Origin of the sequence: Fulvimarina thalattae (genome assembly GCF_040239565.1) — a bacterium.
Taxonomy (GTDB): domain Bacteria; phylum Pseudomonadota; class Alphaproteobacteria; order Rhizobiales; family Rhizobiaceae; genus Fulvimarina.
The window spans coordinates 239,230-259,004 of record NZ_JBEHWS010000005.1 but is presented as its reverse complement, the minus strand read 5'-3'; the positions used below and the strand labels follow the sequence as shown (position 1 = coordinate 259,004).

Sequence of the window (19,775 nt, the reverse complement as noted above, 5' to 3'; positions counted from 1 at the left end):
GATATCAACCTTTTAGGTCAAGCTCGGGATGCCAGCGTATGCGCGACAAGTTGACCACCTGCCTCTGGTTCGATCGCAACGGCAAGGAGGCCGCCGATTTCTATGTCGATCTCTTTCCGGATTCGAAGATCGATCGCGTGACGAGCGGCCCATCCGAATGGCCGGCGGGTGGCGAGGGCGACGTGCTGATCGTCGACTTCACGATTTTCGACCGCCCGTTCCAAGCGCTGAATGGCGGTCCTTTCGCACGGTTCAATGAAGCCGTTTCTCTCTCCATTGCCTGCGATACCCAAGAGGAGGTCGATTGCTACTGGTCCGCGCTTTCGGCTGATCCGTCTGCCGAACAATGCGGCTGGGTGAAGGACCGCTTCGGTCTCTTCTGGCAGATCGTCCCGACAATACTGCCAAAGCTTATCGCCGATCCGGACCGCGCCAAAGCGAAGAGGACAATGCAGGCGATGATGGAGATGAAGAAGCTCGATATCACGGCACTCGAACGGGCTGCGGCCGGGAGGGGCTGATGATGAAACTCTATGGCACACCGCCGACCCGTGCGATCCGGGCGCTCTGGCTGATCAACGAACTCGATCTCGCCTGTGAGGTGATCCCTGTGGACATTCCCGCCGGCGAGCATCACGGCGAGGCGTTCAGGACGATCAATCCGTTAGGAAAGATCCCGGCCTTGCTCGATGGCGATCTGGTCATCGCGGAGTCCGCCGCGATCATGATGCATCTTGCCGAGGTTCATGGGCGCGGCCGGTTCATTCCGACCGATTCACGGCTGCGCGCCGAGATGCACCAGTGGATGTTCTACCTCGCGACCGAGATCGAACAGCCCCTGTGGCGTAGCGCGCTTCATTCGGCGATCTATCCGGAAGACCAGCGCGTGCCCGGCGATATTGCCTGTGCCGAGCGCGACTGCCGGCGCATGCTGCAGCCGCTCGAAGCACATATGGCGGACCGTGAGGTGTTTGTCGGCTCGGACCTGACGGTGGCCGATTTCATGGCCGCCTACACGCTGGACTGGACGGGGTTCGTAGGCTGGCTCGATACCTCGCCGAACCTCAGCCGCTTCGTCGAGCGGATGTATGCGCGCCCAGAGGCGCCGCCACGGATCGAAGAGGGCTTCGCCTTTCTGCAAAGGGGCGAGTTCGCGCCAAACCGGCGCGCCGAAATCGGCAGGAAGAATGCGCCCCTCCGCGCCTGAGCCGAGCGCTCACCAGAGCAAACATGACAAGACGGAGAACTCTATGCGTAGGATCGTTGCTGGCCTGTTCCAGTCCCTCGACGGCGTCATCCAGGCACCCGGCGGTTCGAAGGAAGACACGAGCGGCGGCTTTGAGATGGGTGGCTGGGTGATGCCGCATTTCGACGAGACCGTCGGCGGCTTCATGGGCGAGGTCTTCTCGAACCCATTCGATCTGCTCCTCGGCCGACGGACCTACGATATCTTCGCGGGGCACTGGCCGAAGGTGAAGGACGACCCGATGGCGGACGCCATCAACGCCGCGACGAAATTCGTCGTGACCCACGATAGCGGTCCCTTCGACTGGCAGAACACGCGAAGCGTCGGCGGGCTCGACGAAATTGCCGGCATCAAGGCATCCGATGGGCCGGACCTTCTGCTGCAGGGATCGAGCACGCTCTATCCGGGGCTCGTCGAGCGGGAACTGATCGACCGGCTGTTCCTCCTCACATTCCCGATCGTACTCGGCTCCGGCAAGCGCGCCTTCGATGGCGCAGCTCCCAAAGGATTTCGGCTCGACGAGCATCGTGTGTCGCAGACGGGCGTGACGATCGGCGTCTACGAGCGGTCCGGCGAGGTACCGCTGCTCGACGTTCCGTCGGCAGAGTGAGGAAAGAAAATCCATGTTTATTCAAGGCTTCGTGACGCCCGTGCCGACCGCCAATCGGGACGCTTTCGTCGAACATTCGAGAAAAGCCTCGGCCCTGATCCGCGAATTCGGCGCGACCCGGATCGTCGACACCTGGGGCGACGACATTCCCGATGGCAAGATCAACGACTTCAAGACGGCCGTGAAGGCAACGCCGGAGGAGACGGTTTCCTTCGGCTGGATGGAGTTTGCCGACAAGGCGGCTTCCGACGCCTGCTTCGAAAAGATGATGTCCGATCCGCGCATGGAGGAGATCGGCGAAATGCCATTCGACGGCAAGCGTATGATCTTCGGCGGGTTCGAGGCGCTGATGGACGAACAGGTTGCGGGAAAGCCCGGTTATGTCGAGGGCTTCATCATCGCGGTTCCCTCCGACAAACGCGAGGTTTTCCGGGACTTCGCACTGGCAGGCTGGCCGGTGTTTCGAGATGCTGGCGTGCTTCGCCAGGTCGAAGCCTGGGGCGTCGACGTTCCAGACGGCAACGTCACCGATTTCCGGAAGGCGGTCCTCGCGAACCCGGACGAAAGCGTCGTCTTCGCCTTTCTCGAATGGCGGAGCAAGGAAGAGCGAGATGTCGGCATGAAGGCGGTCATGGAGGACGATCGCATGAAGGATATGCCTCCTGACATGCCGTTCGACGGCAGACGCATGATCTTCGGCGGGTTCGAGGTCTTGCCGACCACCTGATCCAGCACATCGAGCCGACGCCGAGAAGGAGAACGGAAATGCCCAATCCACATGGAATGCCGATCTGGTACGAACTCATGACGAGCGACCAGGACGCTGCGCAGGCCTTCTACGAGCGCGCTGCGGGATGGACGATCTCGAAACCGGAAAACGGCCCGCCGGGTGTCGACTACCGAATGTTCTCGGCGGGTGACTCCGATGTCGGCGGCATCATGAAGATGCCGGATGGGGCGCCGATGCCGCCCCTGTGGTCCGCCTATATCGGGGTCGACGATGTCGATGAGGCGACGGAAAAGGCTCAGAGCCTCGGCGCATCGGTTCACATGCCGCCGATGGATATCCCGAATGTCGGCCGCTTCGCCTTCCTTGCCGATCCGCAAGGGGCGGTGTTCTACGTGATGCGCGGCTTTTCGGACGAGGATAGCCGATCATTCGAGCCGGAAACGCCCGGCCACTGTTCCTGGAACGAGCTGGTGACAAGCGACCAGACGGCCGCGCTGGACTTTTACGGCAAGCTGTTCGGCTGGGAAAAGCTCGGTGCGATGCCAATGGGTGACATGGGCGACTACACGTTCATCGGTGTCGGCGGCACGCGGATCGGCGCGATGATGAACGCGCGCGATGCGGGCGCGAAACCGTTATGGAACTTTGCCTTTACGGTGGAAGACATCGACAAGGCGAAGGAAGCCGTCGAAGCCGGCGGCGGGACTATTACCCACGGTCCGGTCGAGCTCCCGGAGGACAGCGGCTGGCTGATCCAGATGAACGATCCGCAGGGTGCGAAGCTGATGTTCACAGGACCGCGGCGATAAGGCAGTCTGCCGATATTTCAGGCCGCCGAACATCTCCAAACCGTTCGGCGGCGTGATCAAATCTGGGCGACATGCGTTGTCCTCCCAAGTCGAAGCGTTCAAGATCGAATCGCTACGAACAAGGGGAGGTTGATCATGGCGCTTGCGGATATTCTGGCCGAGGACAGGCCCCAACGGCCCGGAACGAAAGCTGCGCTCGCGGAGCTCTCGGAGACGTTCGGCGAAAAGCTCGTCACCGGCGAGGACGTGCGCCGGGCGCATAGCCACACCACAACCTACATCCCGAACCAGTTGCCGGATGCGGTTCTCTTCGCAAAGAGCGAGGCCGAGGTGCAGACGCTCGTGAAGATCGCGGCCAAACACGGCATGCCGATCGTGCCCTTCGGCGTCGGCTCCTCGCTGGAAGGCCATGTCAATGCGCCCTTCGGCGGCGTTTCGCTCGATCTTTCCGGCATGGACAGCGTGCTTTCGGTGAATGCCGAAGACCTCGACTGCACCGTGGAGCCTGGGGTGACGCGCGAGACGCTGAACGAACACCTGCGCGATACAGGCCTCTTCTTCCCGATCGACCCCGGGGCCAACGCTTCGCTCGGCGGTATGGCGGCGACGCGCGCATCCGGCACGAACGCCGTGCGATACGGCACGATGCGCGACAATGTGGTGGCGCTTAACGCCGTGATGGCCGACGGGACCACGATCCGCACCGCTCGGCGGGCGAAGAAGACGTCTGCCGGCTACGATCTCACGCGGCTTCTCGTCGGTTCGGAGGGAACGCTCGGCATCATCACCAAGCTCAATCTCAAGCTCTACGGCATACCCGAGCAGATTCTCTCAGGCGTCTGTCCGTTCGATGACGTGACCAATGCCGTGAACGCGGTGATCCAGACAGTGCAGATGGGTCTGCCGGTCGCCCGGATCGAGCTTCTCGACGCGCTCTCGATCAAGGCGACGAACGATTATTCGAAGATGGACCTTTCCGAGACGCCCCATCTCTTCGTCGAGTTTCACGGCAGCCCCAACTCGGTGGCGGAGCAGGCTGAGACATTCGCGGCGATCGTGGAGGATAACGGCGGCGGCGAGCTGAAGTCGGCGAGTCGGGCAGAGGAGCGCTCCCGCCTCTGGAAGGCGCGGCATGATTTCTACTGGGCTTCGCTCGGCCTGCGACCCGGTGCGAAGGGCATTGCGACGGATGTCTGCGTGCCGGTCTCACGCCTTGCCGACTGCATCGACAAGACCAGAGCCGATGCGGAGGCGGCTGGGCTGATCGCGCCCATCGTCGGCCATGTGGGCGACGGCAATTTCCATGTGACGCTGCTGATCGATACCGATGAGGCCTCCGAAATCGCGGCCGCCGAACGCTTCATGAAACGGCTGGCGGAACGTGCGCTGGACATGGACGGCACCTGCACCGGAGAACACGGCATAGGCCAGGGCAAGCGCGGCTATCTGAGTGCCGAACTCGGCGATGCGGTCAACCTGATGCGCGCGATCAAGACCGCGCTCGATCCGCTCAATATCATGAATCCGGGCAAGATCTTCTCCCTGGACGCCGATTAGGCGCGCGTTCGTCTTTCGGAAAATCTCGAATTGTTTTAGCTTTGTTCACGATTCGGATGCGATCTCTTCCTGTGCGTGTTAACGAACGGGGAGCGAATCCATCATGCTGCAGGAGACACCCATTCGCATCATCGGCATCGATCCGGGGCTGAGGCGCACGGGCTGGGGCGTCGTGGAGACGCAAGGAAACTCCCTGCGCTTCGTTGCGAGTGGCACGGTGACCTCCGATGCCAAATGCGATCTCGCCTCGCGCCTCAGGCAGCTGCACGACGGGTTGAGCGAGATCATCCATTCCCACCGGCCCGATGAGGCGGCGGTTGAGCAGACTTTCGTCAATAAGGACGCTGTTGCGACGCTGAAGCTCGGGCAGGCGCGGGGTATTGCGCTGCTGGTGCCCTCGCTTGCGGGAATTCCAGTTGCCGAATACGCGCCGAATGCAGTGAAGAAGGCCGTCATCGGGGTCGGTCACGGCGACAAGAAGCAGATCCACATGATGGTCAACGTGCTGATGCCAAAGGCGACCTTCGACACGGACGACGCTGCGGACGCGATTGCGATTGCGATCTGCCACACCCATCACCGGCAATCGGCGCATTCGAGATTGGCCATGGCCGGGCGGTGAAATCACCACGTTCGTTCTTGACTTGTTCTTTTTGTGATCGTAGGTATTACTGAAGCGGTATTACCGGAGGCGATGCCATGCGCGTGACGGAAAAAGGGCAGGTGACGATCCCCAAGCCGATCCGTGACAAGCTCGGAATCGGGCCAGGCAGCGAGGTGGACTTCGTCGAAAAAGGTGACGGGGTCAGCCTCGTCAACGTCGAGCGTTCGCGCGAAGAGCGGATTGAGGCCATGCGGCAGCACTTTAGCCAGTTTCATGGTCAGAATTTATTCAACGGTATGGACGGTAAGACTTACGTCGACTGGCTGAGGGGGCCTCGGAACGATGTCGATCCTGATTGATACGAACATCTGGATCGATCTCACTGAACCCAGCCCGCGATTCGAAGGATCCGCGAATTCGGTCGCCATGGCCTTGGATCAGGGACCGGCGATCCTGAGTGCGGTCGTCTGGGCTGAATTGAGTGCCGGCCTTGGTCCCGAGATCGACATCGAGGCGATTTACTCGGTGTTTCCCTATCGCCGCGAAGCATTCCCCTTCGCCGCCGCGTATCCGGCCGGGCAAGCCCATCGCCTCTACCGCCAGCGAGGCGGGAGGCGGGAGCGGACGATGCCGGACTTTCTGATCGGTGCGCATGCGCTTGTCGGAGGGCATCGGCTGCTGACGCGCGATCCGGCGCGGTATCGCAGCTATTTTCCCGACCTCGACATCGTCACGCCGGAAGGCACCGCATGATCGGAAAGCTGAAAGGGACGGTCGAGGAGATCGGCGAGGATCACGTGGTCGTTGACGTCCACGGCGTCGGCTACGTGGCCTTTTGTGGGACCCGCACGTTGGCGGGGCTCTCGGGCGTCGGCGAGGCAATCGTGCTCTTTATCGAGACGATCGTCCGCGAGGACATGATCCGGCTCTACGGGTTTGCGACGGCCGTCGAGCGGGACTGGTTTCGTCTGCTGCAGACGGTGCAGGGCGTCGGCTCGAAGGTGGCGCTCGCCGTGATCGGCACGCTCTCCTCGGGCGATCTCGCCAATGCCGTCGCGCTACAGGACAAGGCGATGGTCGCGCGCACCCCGGGGGTCGGGCCGAAGGTCGCCCAGCGGATCGTCGCCGAACTGAAAGACCGCGCGCCGGCCTTCTCCGGGGCGGGTTCGGAGGAGAGCTTCGGGCTAAAGCGGGATATCGGCGGCGGGACCGCCTCCGCTCCGGTCGCCGATGCAGTCTCGGCGCTTACCAATCTTGGCTATCCGCGCGATCAGGCTGCGACCGCCGTCGCTACGGCTGTCAAGGAAGCAGGCGAGGGGGCCGACAGCGCCAAGCTGATCCGGTTCGGACTGAAGGCGTTGAGCCGGTGAGATCGTCTCAGCGCTTCCCGTGCCGATCCTGTTTCAGCCGAGGTTGCGGCTGAGTTCGCGTCCCAGAGCGAAAGCGCGCTGCTCGATGAGGATCGGGACTTCACACACATAGGTGAGAGACTTGCGACGGTCGTCGAAGATGCGGGTGTCCCAGGCGATTTCCTCGCGGATATCGGCGAAGGCCGTGGCGTCGCCTTCGCGGCGCAGTTCTGCCATTCGGGCCGCTTTCTCGCGCAGGGCGTCGGCAAGCTGCTTCTGGCGTGAGCCGTAGCGCAGGATGCCGTTCATGACCTGGCCGCGCTCGGCGTTCAGTCGATCGAGCATGTCGGTGAAGAGCGCTGCCGCAACCTTCTCCCGGTCGGCTTCAGGCACTTCGTCGATATATTCGCGCGCCAGCTGTTGGGCTTCCTCGCCGGAAATGCGACGGGCGACCGCACGATCCACGATGGCACGCATTTCAGGTGTGCGCTCGATCTCGTTGCCGAGGGAGAGATCGGGTCCGGCCCACATCTGTGCCGGCTGGATCGTCGCGACCTGCCGCTGGACACAGGGCCAGTCCGTGGTCCCGGTTTCCGGCGCATTCGCGAAGGCCATCGGGTTGGCTGCCGTGCGGCCTTCTCCGACGACAGTCTCGGTGGCCGGCGCAAGCGAACCGCCCTGCGAGGTCGGTTCGCTCGTCGCGGCGCTTTCGCCCGTGGGAGCTACCTGTTCCTCGGATTGGGTAGCCGCATCAGGGTTTTCGGCAGCCGGTACGGTCCCGTCCGCGTTGGCATCCGGTGCATTGGTTGGTGCAGGACCCGGCAGGACGAAGCCTTCCGGGATGTCGCGCGGCTGGCTCTCGTCGCGCTGGGCGAGGGCAGGTTGCGCGAGCGCGATTGAGAGCGCCGCTGCGATCCACGCTGCCGAGCGCGTCAGGCGGAGCGAAGTGGTTTTCGTCGTCATCGAAAAAGCCTCCCTTTTTCGTTGCGTTTCATCTCGTGGCGGGCATCGTCTTGGCCCGTTTTTATCAGCCCTGCTTCTTGCGCGCGATGGTGCCGCGTGCGGGGTCATAGGCGATGATCGCTGCACCAAGGAAGAACACGGTGCAGCCGGTCACGACGAGAAACGCTTCCAGATTGAACTGTTGATAGAGGGCGAAGCGCACGAGCTCCACCGCATGGGTGAACGGGTTGAACAGGCAGATTGTATAGAGGAGTGGGCTCGATTCCTGGACGCGCCACAACGGGTAGAGCGCCGAAGATGCGAAATACATCGGGAAGATCACGAAGTTCATGACACCCGCGAAGTTCTCCAGCTGTTGAACGAGCGAGGAGAGCAGCATGCCGAGCGAGCCGAGCATGAGCCCGGTCAGGACGAGTGCCGGCAAGACGTAGAGATAGCCGATCCAGTCCGGGCGAACCTCCCAGAACCACGCGACAGCGAGGAAGACATAGACCTGCAAAATGCCGACCGCGACGCCCGCGGCCAGTTTCGAGACAAGCAGAAACCAGCGAGGGAGCGGCGAGACCAGCAGCGTCTTCATCGTCCCGGTTTCCCGGTCGTAGACCATGGAGAGCGAGGACTGCATGCCGTTGAAAAGGAGGATCATGCCGATGAGGCCCGGCGTGATGTAGACTTCGTAGAGGATGTAGGTCTGGTACGGGGCGACGATCGAAACGCCGAGCACCTGACGGAAACCGGCGGCGAAGATGAAGAGCCACAGAAGCGGGCGGACCAATGCCGAGACGAAGCGCTCGCGCTGGTGCAGGAAGCGCAGCGCCTCGCGCCAGATGATGCCGCCAGCGCAGATCGCGTAGGCTCTCGTGGAAAAGCCGGTGGGCTCGTCGTGGTGGACGGTGCTCGCGGCCGAGCGCTCGGTAGAGACGTCCTCGCTCATGCCAAGGTCTCCACCTGCTTGGGTTGATCCGGCCGGGCAAGACCGGTGAGCCGGGTGAAGGCGTCGTGGATCGATTCCGCGTTCTCGGCCTCGGTCACGTCGTCGACCGATCCTTCGGCGAGCACCGTGCCGCGATGGAGGACGACCACCCGGTCCGAGGCGTCGATCTCGTCGATCAGATGGGTCGCCCACAGAACGGAGACGTTCTCCTCCTCTACGAGCCGTCGCACCTCCGAAACGATCTCGGCGCGCGACTTAATGTCGAGACCCGTCGTCGGCTCGTCGAGGAGGATGAGGCGCGGGCGGTGCATGAAGGCGCGGACGATCTCGATGCGGCGGAGCTGGCCGCCGGAGAGATTACGCGCCTTTTCGCCGAGGCGTTCGGAGAGTTCGGAAGTTTTCAGGATTTCGCCGATGCGCTCTTCGGCCGCTTTGCTGCCGATGCCATGCAGCGCGGCATGGTAGGTGAGGTTCTGCTTGATCGAGAGGTCGAGATCGAGCGTGCGCGCCTGGAAGACGACGCCGAGTCGGCGGAGTGCTTCGGTCGGCTTCTCGCGGAGCGGAAATCCGAGGATGCGGATATCCCCCGACCGCGTGTTGAAGAGCCGCGTGATCAGCGAGAAGAGCGTCGACTTGCCGGCTCCGTTCGGACCGAGAAGGGCGGTGAACGAGCCCTGCGGCACGGAGAACGACACGTCGTCCAGCGCCTTGCGGCTGCCATAGGAATGGCTGACGCCGTCCACTTCGAGAGCGAACGGCGCCGATGTCTTCGAAACGTCAGCCGTATTGGCCACGCGCTATGCCTCCCAATGCGGAAACGGCGCGAGAAAAGCGCGCCGTTTCGGTAATCGATCTGTCGGCGAAGGCTTATGGTACGACGGTGATCGTGCCCTTCATGTCGTGCTCTTCGTCCGAGAGTCCTTCCACATACCATTCATAGCGCCCGGGGCGAATGGTCTGGAACTGAACCGTGATCGGTCCCTGGGTATCGAATTCCAGCCAGGCGGGCGAGCCGTCCATGTGGATTTCGCGATCCTCCACGACGATCTGGTTGTTCCAGACGTTCCGGAAGAAGTCCGGCGCATGCCACTTATACTCCACGCCGCCCTCGGACACGATGTCCCAGCGATAGGGCTGGCCGGCACGCAGCACGAAATCCTTGGCGCTGACCGCATAAGGCTCGCCGTCCTCACCGATGACGAGAGGCGTGATGATCTGCGAAGAAAGGGAAACCGGAGGCAGGCCGATCTGGTCGCCGTTGAGTGCGGCGGCCGGCATCATCTCGGAGCCCGGTGCCATGTTAAGCTCGCTCGCCGGCGGGACCATCTCGCCGGATGCGACGTCATCGTCATCATCATCGTCGTCATCGTCATCCATTCCGGCTGCTTCGCCGGAGACTGCGTCGTCGTCGTCATCGTCCGCGGCGGCGGATGCATCGTCAGACGCGCCCGACTCCATTGTGCTCTCGGCCGAGCCGGATGCGTCGTCCTGGGCATATGCAGCGGGCGCGAGCATGATGCTCGATGCCATAAGGGCGAGCCAGAGTTTGTTGTTCAGCATAGTTCCTCCAGTCTGCTGTTTGCGATTGTTTCGAGCGGGGTGCCTGCACTCAATCGACGTCTGCGACGGCGACACCCCAGGGCTGCTGACCGACCTGAACCGACTTGATCACCTCGTCATCGGAGACGTCGACAATCGAGATGTCGTTCGAGATACCGTTGGTGGTGAAGAGATGCTCGGCATCCGGCGAGAAGGCGAGCTGCCAGACACGCTGGCCGACCAGGAGATAATCGACCACCTCGTAGGTGTTGGTATCGATGACGGCGACGCGGTTCGCGGGGCCGAGCGCGACATAGGCCTTGGAGTCGTCGGGCGTGATGCGAATGCCGACCGGCTGAATTGCCTCCGAGCGGATGCCCTGGATCTCGAAGGTGATCTTTTCCTTGATCTGCTTGGTTTCGGCATCGATCACCGAAACGGTGCCGCCGATCTCGGCGGAGACCCAGATTTCCGAACCATCGGCCTTGTATTGGGCAAAGCGCGGCCGGGAATCGACGAGAACGTTTGCCGTGATCTGATGGCTGTCCTTGTCGATGAAATGGGCCATGTTCGTCGTTTCCGACGTGTTGACGATCGTCTGGCCGTCTGGCGAAACGCCCATACCCTCCGGCTCGACGCCGACCGGAATCTCGATCACGCGTGATCCGGTCTCCAGATTGATCACCGTAACGAGGTTGTCGTCCTCGTTCGCGGCGTAAAGCGTATTGCCGTCGGGCGACAGGACGAGAAGCTCAGGATCCGGACCGGAGGGCAGGGTGCGGATGAACTCGTAGGTGTCGGTCGAGAATTCCTTGATGATGTCGTCGTCGGACGTGCAGACATAGAGGCTCTTGCCATCCGGGCTCACCGCGATGCCGCGGGGGCGCTGACCGACATCGAAGGTGTCGGTCACCTCGAAAGTCTCCGAATCGAGAACCGTGATGTCGTTTCCCTTCTCGTTCGAGACGAATATCTTGTAGGCGAAGGCGGGCGTGCCAGCGAGCATCAAAGCCCCGGCGATTGCACTGGAAACCAAAAGGTTCTTCATCGGTCCTCCCTTGGGATCGGCACGCTCTGGCGTTCCGAAGGTCAATTTCAAAGCCTGGCAGCTTGTGCGATCCGCAGGAAACCGGATCGCACCGGGTGCCGAGCTCTCTATTTATTCGTCGATCGACATCACCGTGATTTTGTAATCACCGTTGAGCTTGATGTCGTACTGGCCGATTTCGCAGGTCGCGTCATCGACCTCAAACAGATTGTCGCTCTCTTTTTCGACGCTTGGCGCTTCGCATCCGATCTTGGAAAGCGTCTCCTGCACCATCTGGGTTTCTTCGTCGGAGGCCATCTCTTCGACCGAGTCGTCACCATCCTGAGCGAAAGCCATGGTGGAACCTGCGGCGAAGATCGAAGCGAGAAGAAGGCGTTTCATCATGATCTTTTATGTCCTCTTGCACTGAGATCGGCGGTGAAACAGCTACCTTCGCGTTTGCGTCGAATATGAGCGAAGGGCCGGCCGCCACCACCCACTTGCACCTTGGGAGACGCGGTGAGTGGCAGCGACCGAGGGTAGGATGTGGCGCGGCCGTATTCGCGGCAACGGGACTACTTCCCGGCTTCATGCCGCTTCGCGCTGAAAATGGCTGAATCGCTCGTTATTCTTCGGCAGCCTGTTCCGCGAGCATTCGCCCGCCCCGCGTTTCGAGGGCGAAGCGCACGAGATCGGCGGTCCGGTCGAGGCCAAGCTTTTCCTTCAGCTTTGTCGCGGTGTTGGCGGCCGTCTTGTAGGCGATGCCGAGACCTTCGGCGATCTCGGAAAGGCTGTTGCCTTCTCCCAGCATCTGAAGGATTTGCAGCTCACGGCGCGTCAGCGTCTCAAGGCCCGCATTCTGCGGCTGCTCGCTCATCAGCGCCGCCGTCTCCGTATCGGTATAGGTCTTGCCGTCGAGGGCCTTCTCGATCGCGACGAGAAGTTCGTCCGACGGCGCGCTTTTCGCGACGTAGCCCAGAGCGCCTTCGCGCCGGGCCGAAGCGGCATAAGCGATGTCGGAATACATCGAGAAGACGACGATCCTGGCCGTCGGCGTGTCGGCCTTCAGCCGGCGCAGGACCTCCAGTCCGCTGCCGTTCTTCAGGTTGATGTCGAGCACGGTTACATCCGGCCTCAGCCGGCGGAATTCCGCCAGCGCCTCGGACGGTGTTTCCGCTTCCCCGAATTCCGTGACGCCAAGCGTATCGACCAGACGTTTGACGCCGTCTCGAACGACCGTGTGGTCATCGACGATGAGTATCTTCACGTCTCCTGCTCCATCGAATTTTCTCCTGAAGCGGCCGAACCTGCTTTTTGCGAAAGAGGTATGCGACCTTCGACGCGAACGCCAGCGGGAAGAAGTACTTCGCCCACCTCCAGCGAGCCGCCGGCCGATTCGAGGCGCTCTCGCATGCCGATAATGCCGAAGCCGTGTTTCTGCTTTCCTTCGCCAAAGCCTCCGCCATCGTCGCGCACGCTGAAGGACAAGACGTTGTTCTTCTCGGACAGTCTGACGGAAATGCGCGTCGGCAGTCCGTGCTTCAAAGCGTTGTGAACGGCCTCGCGGATTGCGCGGAACATCGTCGTTTCGACTGGCGCCGGATAGGTGGCGTCCTCAGCCTCGATCTTGAAGGCGACGTTCGGATGGCGCTCGCCGAGGGTCGCGAGGTGGTCTTCCAGCGCTGCCTTGAGGCCGAGGCCGGGCATGACGCCGGGCCTGAGTTCGGTGAGGATGCGCCGCACCGCCTTCCGGGCCTGGGCGGCGCTCGTCTTGATCGCCTGCGCCCGCTCGGCAGCGCCGCTTTCCTCTTCCTGCGGGAGCTTGCGCGCGATCGCACCGGCCTCGACATCGATGGCGAAGAGAAGCGGTCCGACATCGTCGTGAAGATCGCGGGCAAGCGCCGCCCGCTCTTCGTCCTGCAGCCGCTGCAGCTGTTCGGAGAGGCGCCGGTTGGCGAGCGAGGCGTCGTCGAGACGGTTGGCCATCCGGTTGAGTCCATGGGCGAGATCACGAAGTTCCGGCGGTCCCTTCGGCGCGACATGCACCGCGGTCTCCCCGGCGCCGATCCGCTCGTATGCCCGTTGAATGAGGCCGAGCGGCTTGAGCGAATAATCGACGACGAGCCAGATCGCGGCGAAGGTGATGAGAACGAAGGCGACGAGGATCATCACGAAGTTGACCGCATCGCCCCAGGTCTCCGCGATTTCGTTTCGCGGATCGATGGAGACGACGACCGCGACGACCGGCGCCGCAAGGCCGCTGAGCGGGATGATCCGGGTGGGCTGCGGCGGTGCCAGCAGCGTGACGAACCATTGCGGTAGCCCTCGATAGACCTCGGCCGGCTGAGACGTCGCCCGCACCTCGCCTCGCGAATCGATCAGCATCATACGCACATCGCGATCGCCATTATGGGCGCGGATGAAACCCTGAAGCTTGCCTTGCACATCGCGCGTGGCGGGAAGTTCGGCGATGAGTTGCGCGACACGGTTCGCCGCGCTCGTTTCGGCGGCTCTCAGTTCCGATGCGATCGAGTCGCGCGCCTGCTCATAGGTCAACAATCCGCCGATCGAGATGATGGCGACGAAGGCGATGGCAAAGGTCAGGGCGAGGCGGGATTTGAGTGACACGCCGGATGTGTTGCCTCGTTATGGGCCCTGAGGCAACACGAGGCGCGTCATCTATCCTGCCGAGCAGCGGCGGAACTCCGAGAATCGGGGCGAGGCAAGGGCCTGCGCCGGATCGCTCGACCAGTCTGTCCGGCGCAGCGTGTCGCCGTTCTGTTCGAACACGAACCAGCTGAACCAGGACATGCCCTCTCCGGAGCAGAGACCTTCCACGAGCGACGTATTCTCGCCGACGGAGCCGTTGTGGAACGTACAGGCGCTTTCATAGGCAGAGTATTCGATATTCGCGCCGTCCAGACCTTTCGAAAAGGCTATGGGACCGAGATCGCAGCCGAGTTCGCCATCTTCGCGCACGGCGCCGAATTCGCTGCCGACGAGAGAAGCAAAATAGGCTTGGACCTCTTGTGAAAGAGGCGGTTCCTTCGGGTAGCCCCAGCCCGGCAGGATGGTCTCCAGCGCCTCTTTCAGTGTCGAAAATTCGCGCTCGTCGCTGCAGACATCTGATGGACAAGTGATCGACCAGTCCTCTCGGGTCGCCGAAAGGACATCCTGCGGCATCATCGCTTCAGTCGCGCGCCAGACGCCCAGCTGAGCCGCTTTCGCGATGAGCCCGGCGACGATCCCTTGCGGAAGGGGTCCGCCGAAATCCATCCCCTCATCCGGGTTCAAGAATCGATTGAGATCGCCGGTGAATTCCTTTCGGAGATAGGGCCGATACCACTGAACCTCGGTGACATCCTGGATGCCGTCCCAGTCGAGCTTGTGGATGCGCGTCGGCGATAGGGATGCGGCGTAGCCGTCGAAGAAGTAGAGAAAGCGCTGATCGACGGTGATGATTTCTTTAGTTCCGTCGCCATCGATATCTTCGAAACCCGCGCCGCCGCCGTCGTAGTCGCCGAAGTCGAGTTTTTCGATTCCGCCGTCCCGTTCCCAGAAGAGAACGATCGAGGTGCAGCAATGGGCGCCGCCGGAATAATAGGTGATGAGAAGTGTCTGCCCGCCGGGGGTGAGGGGCTGGAGGCCGATCTCGCCGCGCGGATTGAACTCCGCATCGAAAAGATCGAAGAGCTGTGAGGCACCATCCTCGCGGGATATATCGGCAACGGTTCGCGCCGTGTCGCCGGTCCCCATCTTGCGCAGCGTTACGCGCCAGCCGTCGCCCTCAAAGACCGTCCCGAAGCTGTTCTCGTCCCAGGCTGTCGTGCCTTCGTAAGGTAGATAGGTCGACTCGCCGGACGTTTGAGCGCGCGCGCTGCCGACGACGCCTACCGCGATCATAGCCATCGCGACTATCATGGGTGCGATGGCTTTCCTGATCTTTGCCATGCCCGATCTCCCTTCGCCGAAATCGACTCCGGTGAACAATAGCATGGAGGTGCCGTATCGGAAGCGCGGGAAAGCGCCGCGAACTCTATCGCCGGAGAACGAACACCGCCTGCTGGCCGAACAGGTTCCAGAACGACCATGGCATCGCCATGGCCATCTTCTGACCGGTCGCATTGATCGCCTGCGCGGTTTCGACTTCCGCTCCGAGTTCTTTCGCGAGCTCTGCGAAGTCGCGGATCGTGCAGTAATGGATGTTGGGACTGTCGTACCAGGGTTGCGGCAGGTTCTTCGTCATGGGCATCCGACCCCGGAACATCAGCGCGGCGCGGACCGTGAGATGACCGAAATTCGGAAATGAGACGATCGCCCGCTTTCCGATCCGAAGAAGCTGAGAGAGCACCTCTTTCGGATTGCGAGTCGCCTGGATCGTCTGGGAAAGGATCACATAGTCGAAGGACTGATCCGGATAATAGACGAGGTCGCGGTCCGCATCACCCTGAATGACGGAAAGCCCGCGCGCCACGCAGTCGTTGACGCCAGCCTGCGAGATTTCCACACCGCGTCCATCGACCTGGCGGCGAGCTTCCAGCAGCTGTAGCAGCGAGCCGTCACCGCAGCCGACGTCGAGAACCCGGCTACCGGGCGTCACCAGCTCTGCGATGATGTCGAGATCGACACGCGCGCTCGGTGGTGCGGTGACGGTCGCGGTAGTGGGGCTGCCGGGAAGATCGATAGCGCTCATTCGGTCAGTCCTCGTGCCCGGGCGGCAGATGATAAAAACCCGTCCATCGCGCGGTAGAAATCCGGCTCGTCCAGCAGGAAGGCGTCGTGCCCTTTGTCGGTCTCGACCTCGACGAAGGAGACCGAAGCCGCCGCGGCATTGAGCGCGTGGACGATCTCCCGGCTCTCGGCCGTCGGAAACAACCAATCAGACGAGAACGAGATGAGACAGAACCGCGTCTTCGAGCCCCGGAACGCGTTGGCGAGGAGGCCTTTGAAATCGGCAGCGATATCGAAATAGTCCATCGCCCGCGTGAGGTAGAGATAGGAGTTCGCGTCGAACCGGTCGACGAAGGTCGAGCCCTGATGCCTCAGATAGCTCTCGATCTGGAAATCGGCATCGAAGCCGTAGCCGAAGGTCTCGCGATCCTGAAGGTTACGCCCGAACTTGCGGTGCAGTGCCATCTCCGAGAGATACGTGACGTGCGCCGTCATCCGCGCGACGGCGAGACCCTTGGTCGGGCGCTTCCCTCTCGCGAAATAGCGCCCGCCATACCATTCCGGATCGGCCATCACCGCCTGACGGCCGATTTCGTGGAAGGCGATGTTCTGGGCCGAGTGGCGCGCGCCGGTGGCGATGGGTACGGCGGCAAAGACCTTGTCCGGATAGCTGACGGTCCATTCGAGCACCTGCATTCCGCCCATGGACCCGCCTACGACGGCAAAAAGCGTGTCGATGCCGAAGCGCTCGACGAGCATCTTCTGCGCCCGCACCATATCGCGGATGGTGATGACGGGGAGGTTCAGGCCATAGGGATCGCCGGTCTCGGAATCGATCGAGGCTGGTCCGGTCGATCCGCCGCATCCGCCGATCACGTTCGAACATATGACGAAGAACTTGGTGGTATCAATCGGCTTGCCTTCGCCGATCAGAGCCGACCACCAGCCGGGCTTGCCCGTAGTCGGGGAGGGGCTCGCGGGATAGTGGTCCATGGTCAGGGCATGGCAGATCAGAATGGCGTTCGACTTGTCCGCATTCAGCTCGCCATAGGTGTTGTAAGCGATCCGGAACGGAGCGAGATCGATACCGGCATCAAGGTGCAGAGGTTCGTTCGCGCCGAATTCGGCGACGGGGCTCGACGGCCTGTAGGCCTCGCGGCTGCCCGCAGCGCGGGTCAGATCTTCGTCGATGACGGTTTCGCTCATGCTCGGACTGTGTTCGATCTCTTCCATTGAGCCCCGTCTCTAATGCATCGGATCGTTTGGGGAAACATCGGAAGTTTCGTGGCGGCTCAATGCGGCAGGGGAGCCGCGCCAACGGGGCGTTTGGTGCGTGATCTGATCGATGTCAGGGTTCGGGCAAGGCGAAAAATCATGGTTAAAAGATAGGGTTAATCAGCTCTTAACGGTTCTGATCCATGGTGGCCTCAAAGTTCGATCGATCGCGGATCGACGAACCGCCTTGAAGCAGGGGTAAGCCGATATGACGAAGAACCTGAGAGCGGCAGTCGTCGCGAGCGTATCACTGCTCGGATGGTCCACAGCTCATGCGGCAGACCTGCCGCCGATCTATTCGACGCCGATCTACGAAGCAGCGCCCGAGCTGCAGCCGGTCGAGATCGGCAATGGGTGGTATCTGCGCGGTGATGTTGGCTATGCGTTCGAAAGCATGACCGACGCCGACTGGACCATCGAATGCACGGGCCAAGCTTGCCCGCCAGCTTTTCCGCAGCGCGGACAATACAGTGATCTCGATGTCGATGGTGATTTTGAATTCACCCTCGGTGCCGGACACCGCTTTACCGATTATCTCCGCGCGGACGTCACCGCGACGCGCTTCAAGACCGATGTAACGTTCGCCGACGGAGCCTATGACAATCTGCGCTCCGGCGACCTGACCGCCTGGCAGGTAATGGCGAACGGTTACTTCGATCTCGGAACATATGTGGGTCTGACACCCTACGTGGGCGGCGGTGTCGGCGCCACGCACGTCAAGATGGAACAGGCCACCTGCTCATATCTCGGCGGCAGCTGTACCTTCGACAACACCTTTACCTACGATACGCAGGAGACATCCGACTGGCGCTTTACCTATTCGCTGATGGCCGGCGTTTCCTATGATATCAACAAGAGCCTGAAGCTCGATGTCGGTTACCGCTACTCCGACGTCGAAGGTGCGGACATGCCCAGGATGAGCGTCACCCACATCCAGGACGGCGACAAGTTTAGCCTCGAACAGAAAGACGATGGTTTCGACCGCCATGCGATCACTGTCGGCCTGCGCTACTCGCTCTGGTAGGCGTGCCTGATCGAACGTCTTCCCAGCTCTGTGTGATCAGCCATCTTTTCGAATCGCGAGCTTAGAATGCCTCGCCATTTATCGAAACACGGCTTGACCAAACCGTAAGAAGGTCATATCGCCGACAGTGGGACACGCCTCCCCAACGAGGCGCGCCTATCTGAAAGGGTAGTCAAGATATGACACTGCATGCAAAGCCGGGCACGCGCCCGGCCAATCCGCGTTTCTCGTCCGGCCCCTGCGCAAAGCGCCCCGGCTGGAGCCTCGAAGCTCTTGAGGATGCGGCCCTCGGCCGGTCCCATCGGGCCAAGATCGGCAAGTCCAAGCTCGCGAGAGCCATCGACGAGACCCGCGAACTCCTGAACATTCCCGCCGACTATCGGATCGGTATCGTGCCCGCCTCGGATACGGGCGCGGTCGAGATGGCCATGTGGTCGATGCTCGGCGCACGCGGCACGGACATGGTCGCCTGGGAAAGCTTTGGTTCGGGCTGGGTCACGGATGCCATCAAGCAGCTGAAGCTTGAGGATGTGCGCAAGTTCGAAGCTGGTTATGGCGAGATCGTCGACTTCTCGAAGGTCGACTTCGATCGAGACGTGGTCTTCACCTGGAACGGCACGACGTCCGGCGTGAAGATGCCGAACGGCGACGTGATCCCGTCGGATCGCGGCGGCCTTACCATTTGTGATGCGACCTCCGCTGCCTTCGCGCAGGACCTGCCCTGGGACAAGCTCGATGTCGTCACTTTCTCCTGGCAGAAGGTGATGGGCGGCGAGGCGGCCCACGGGATGCTCATCCTCTCGCCGCGCGCCGTCGAGCGCCTCGAAAGCTATACGCCTTCCTGGCCGCTGCCGAAGATCTTCCGCATGACCAAGGGCGGCAAGCTGATCGAGGGCATCTTCAAGGGCGAGACGATCAACACGCCGTCGATGCTCTGCGTCGAGGACTATCTCGACGCACTTCAGTGGGGCAAAGGCATTGGTGGCCTCGACGCCCTGAAGGCACGAGCCGACGCCAATTTGCGGGCGGTGGAATCCTATGTGGAAGCGAATAGTTTCCTCGGTTTCCTCGCCGCTGACAAGGCGATTCGGTCGAACACCTCCGTCTGCCTCTCCTTCACCGATCCGGACGTGGTGGCGCTCTCCGACGACGAGCAGGCGGCCTTCGCCAAGGGCGTCGTCAAGCTTCTCGATGAAGAGGGCGTCGCGCTCGACGTCGGTGCCTATCGCGATGCCCCTCCAGGCCTGCGCATCTGGTGCGGCGCGACTGTCGAGACGGCAGACGTCGAGGCACTCATGCCGTGGGTCGGCTGGGCCTTCGAAGCACAGAAAGCTTCGCTGAAGAAGGCGGCCTGACAGCGCCTATACACTCGCGTCTCGTTATCCTCGGGCTTCGTGCCGTGGAGCGGGGCGCGCAGAAAGTCCATCCCGCACTCGA

At 61.9% G+C, this 19,775-nt stretch carries 23 protein-coding genes; 12 read left to right on the top strand and 11 right to left on the bottom strand.

The features are described from left to right. Nucleotides 1-38 precede the first annotated feature (38 nt). The 10 genes from ABRA89_RS09160 to ruvA all read left to right on the top strand — a co-directional run bounded on the left by ABRA89_RS09160 (nt 39) and on the right by ruvA (nt 6,926). Nucleotides 39-521 (top strand): VOC family protein, encoded by a 483-nt coding sequence (locus tag ABRA89_RS09160; RefSeq protein ID WP_349941158.1) that lies wholly within the window; start codon nt 39-41, stop codon nt 519-521. Next, a complete protein-coding gene (locus ABRA89_RS09155; protein WP_349941157.1) occupies nt 521-1,207 on the top strand; it encodes a glutathione S-transferase family protein in 687 nt (228 codons plus the stop codon). Before ABRA89_RS09160 ends, ABRA89_RS09155 begins: the two co-directional genes overlap by 1 nt. Nucleotides 1,208-1,250: 43 nt before the next feature. After that, nucleotides 1,251-1,856, top strand: a complete 606-nt coding sequence (locus ABRA89_RS09150) for a dihydrofolate reductase family protein (protein ID WP_349941156.1) — start codon at nt 1,251-1,253, stop codon at nt 1,854-1,856. Nucleotides 1,857-1,869: 13 nt separating this feature from the next. Then, complete coding sequence (locus ABRA89_RS09145; RefSeq protein WP_349941155.1) at nt 1,870-2,583, top strand: DUF1428 domain-containing protein; 714 nt, start codon at nt 1,870-1,872, stop codon at nt 2,581-2,583. 38 nt (nt 2,584-2,621) lie between these two features. Continuing rightward, complete coding sequence (locus ABRA89_RS09140) at nt 2,622-3,395, top strand: VOC family protein (RefSeq protein WP_349941154.1); 774 nt, start codon at nt 2,622-2,624, stop codon at nt 3,393-3,395. Nucleotides 3,396-3,530: 135 nt separating this feature from the next. Then, nucleotides 3,531-4,952, top strand: a complete 1,422-nt coding sequence (locus ABRA89_RS09135; RefSeq protein ID WP_349941153.1) for an FAD-binding oxidoreductase — start codon at nt 3,531-3,533, stop codon at nt 4,950-4,952. Between the two features lie 103 nt (nt 4,953-5,055). Beyond that, complete coding sequence (ruvC, locus tag ABRA89_RS09130) at nt 5,056-5,574, top strand: crossover junction endodeoxyribonuclease RuvC (RefSeq protein ID WP_349941152.1); 519 nt, start codon at nt 5,056-5,058, stop codon at nt 5,572-5,574. A 77-nt stretch (nt 5,575-5,651) separates the two neighbouring features. Then, entirely contained in the window at nt 5,652-5,915 is a 264-nt protein-coding gene (locus tag ABRA89_RS09125) for an AbrB/MazE/SpoVT family DNA-binding domain-containing protein (RefSeq protein WP_349941151.1), read from the top strand. Continuing rightward, nucleotides 5,899-6,309 carry a type II toxin-antitoxin system VapC family toxin gene (locus ABRA89_RS09120; protein WP_349941150.1) on the top strand — a complete coding sequence of 137 codons (411 nt, stop codon included), beginning with the start codon at nt 5,899-5,901 and terminating at the stop codon, nt 6,307-6,309. The genes ABRA89_RS09125 and ABRA89_RS09120 overlap by 17 nt, the downstream gene beginning before the upstream one ends. Further along, complete coding sequence (ruvA, locus tag ABRA89_RS09115) at nt 6,306-6,926, top strand: Holliday junction branch migration protein RuvA (protein WP_349941149.1); 621 nt, start codon at nt 6,306-6,308, stop codon at nt 6,924-6,926. Before ABRA89_RS09120 ends, ruvA begins: the two co-directional genes overlap by 4 nt. 33 nt (nt 6,927-6,959) lie before the next feature. Here the strand turns inward: ruvA and ABRA89_RS09110 are convergent, their stop codons facing one another. The 11 genes from ABRA89_RS09110 to metX all read right to left on the bottom strand — a co-directional run bounded on the left by ABRA89_RS09110 (nt 6,960) and on the right by metX (nt 17,245). Beyond that, nucleotides 6,960-7,868: a hypothetical protein gene (locus ABRA89_RS09110; protein WP_349941148.1), complete on the bottom strand. Its 909-nt coding sequence runs from the start codon at nt 7,866-7,868 to the stop codon at nt 6,960-6,962. 64 nt (nt 7,869-7,932) lie between these two features. Further along, the gene (locus tag ABRA89_RS09105) at nt 7,933-8,802 is read right to left on the bottom strand and encodes an ABC transporter permease (RefSeq protein WP_349941147.1); all 870 of its coding nucleotides are present in this window, start codon (nt 8,800-8,802) and stop codon (nt 7,933-7,935) included. Beyond that, complete coding sequence (locus ABRA89_RS09100; RefSeq protein WP_349941146.1) at nt 8,799-9,596, bottom strand: ABC transporter ATP-binding protein; 798 nt, start codon at nt 9,594-9,596, stop codon at nt 8,799-8,801. Before ABRA89_RS09100 ends, ABRA89_RS09105 begins: the two co-directional genes overlap by 4 nt. Nucleotides 9,597-9,669: 73 nt before the next feature. After that, nucleotides 9,670-10,362 (bottom strand): cupredoxin domain-containing protein, encoded by a 693-nt coding sequence (locus ABRA89_RS09095; RefSeq protein WP_349941145.1) that lies wholly within the window; start codon nt 10,360-10,362, stop codon nt 9,670-9,672. Nucleotides 10,363-10,411: 49 nt separating this feature from the next. Beyond that, complete coding sequence (locus ABRA89_RS09090; RefSeq protein WP_349941144.1) at nt 10,412-11,389, bottom strand: PQQ-dependent catabolism-associated beta-propeller protein; 978 nt, start codon at nt 11,387-11,389, stop codon at nt 10,412-10,414. Nucleotides 11,390-11,500: 111 nt separating this feature from the next. After that, nucleotides 11,501-11,773 carry a hypothetical protein gene (locus tag ABRA89_RS09085; RefSeq protein WP_349941143.1) on the bottom strand — a complete coding sequence of 91 codons (273 nt, stop codon included), beginning with the start codon at nt 11,771-11,773 and terminating at the stop codon, nt 11,501-11,503. Nucleotides 11,774-11,993: 220 nt separating this feature from the next. Next, nucleotides 11,994-12,635, bottom strand: a complete 642-nt coding sequence (locus tag ABRA89_RS09080; protein ID WP_349941142.1) for a response regulator transcription factor — start codon at nt 12,633-12,635, stop codon at nt 11,994-11,996. Then, nucleotides 12,632-13,996, bottom strand: a complete 1,365-nt coding sequence (locus ABRA89_RS09075) for a sensor histidine kinase (protein ID WP_349941141.1) — start codon at nt 13,994-13,996, stop codon at nt 12,632-12,634. The genes ABRA89_RS09080 and ABRA89_RS09075 overlap by 4 nt, the downstream gene beginning before the upstream one ends. 51 nt (nt 13,997-14,047) lie before the next feature. Continuing rightward, nucleotides 14,048-15,319: a hypothetical protein gene (locus ABRA89_RS09070; protein ID WP_349941140.1), complete on the bottom strand. Its 1,272-nt coding sequence runs from the start codon at nt 15,317-15,319 to the stop codon at nt 14,048-14,050. An 85-nt stretch (nt 15,320-15,404) separates the two neighbouring features. Beyond that, entirely contained in the window at nt 15,405-16,061 is a 657-nt protein-coding gene (metW, locus tag ABRA89_RS09065; RefSeq protein WP_349941139.1) for a methionine biosynthesis protein MetW, read from the bottom strand. After that, a complete protein-coding gene (gene metX / locus ABRA89_RS09060) occupies nt 16,058-17,245 on the bottom strand; it encodes a homoserine O-acetyltransferase MetX (protein ID WP_349941138.1) in 1,188 nt (395 codons plus the stop codon). Before metX ends, metW begins: the two co-directional genes overlap by 4 nt. Before the next feature lie 277 nt (nt 17,246-17,522). On the opposite strand from metX, the gene ABRA89_RS09055 reads away from it, so the two are divergent. Continuing rightward, a complete protein-coding gene (locus ABRA89_RS09055; RefSeq protein ID WP_349941137.1) occupies nt 17,523-18,338 on the top strand; it encodes an outer membrane protein in 816 nt (271 codons plus the stop codon). A gap of 179 nt (nt 18,339-18,517) precedes the next feature. Beyond that, a complete protein-coding gene (locus ABRA89_RS09050; protein ID WP_349941136.1) occupies nt 18,518-19,693 on the top strand; it encodes a phosphoserine transaminase in 1,176 nt (391 codons plus the stop codon). The last annotated feature ends 82 nt before the right edge of the window (nt 19,694-19,775 follow it).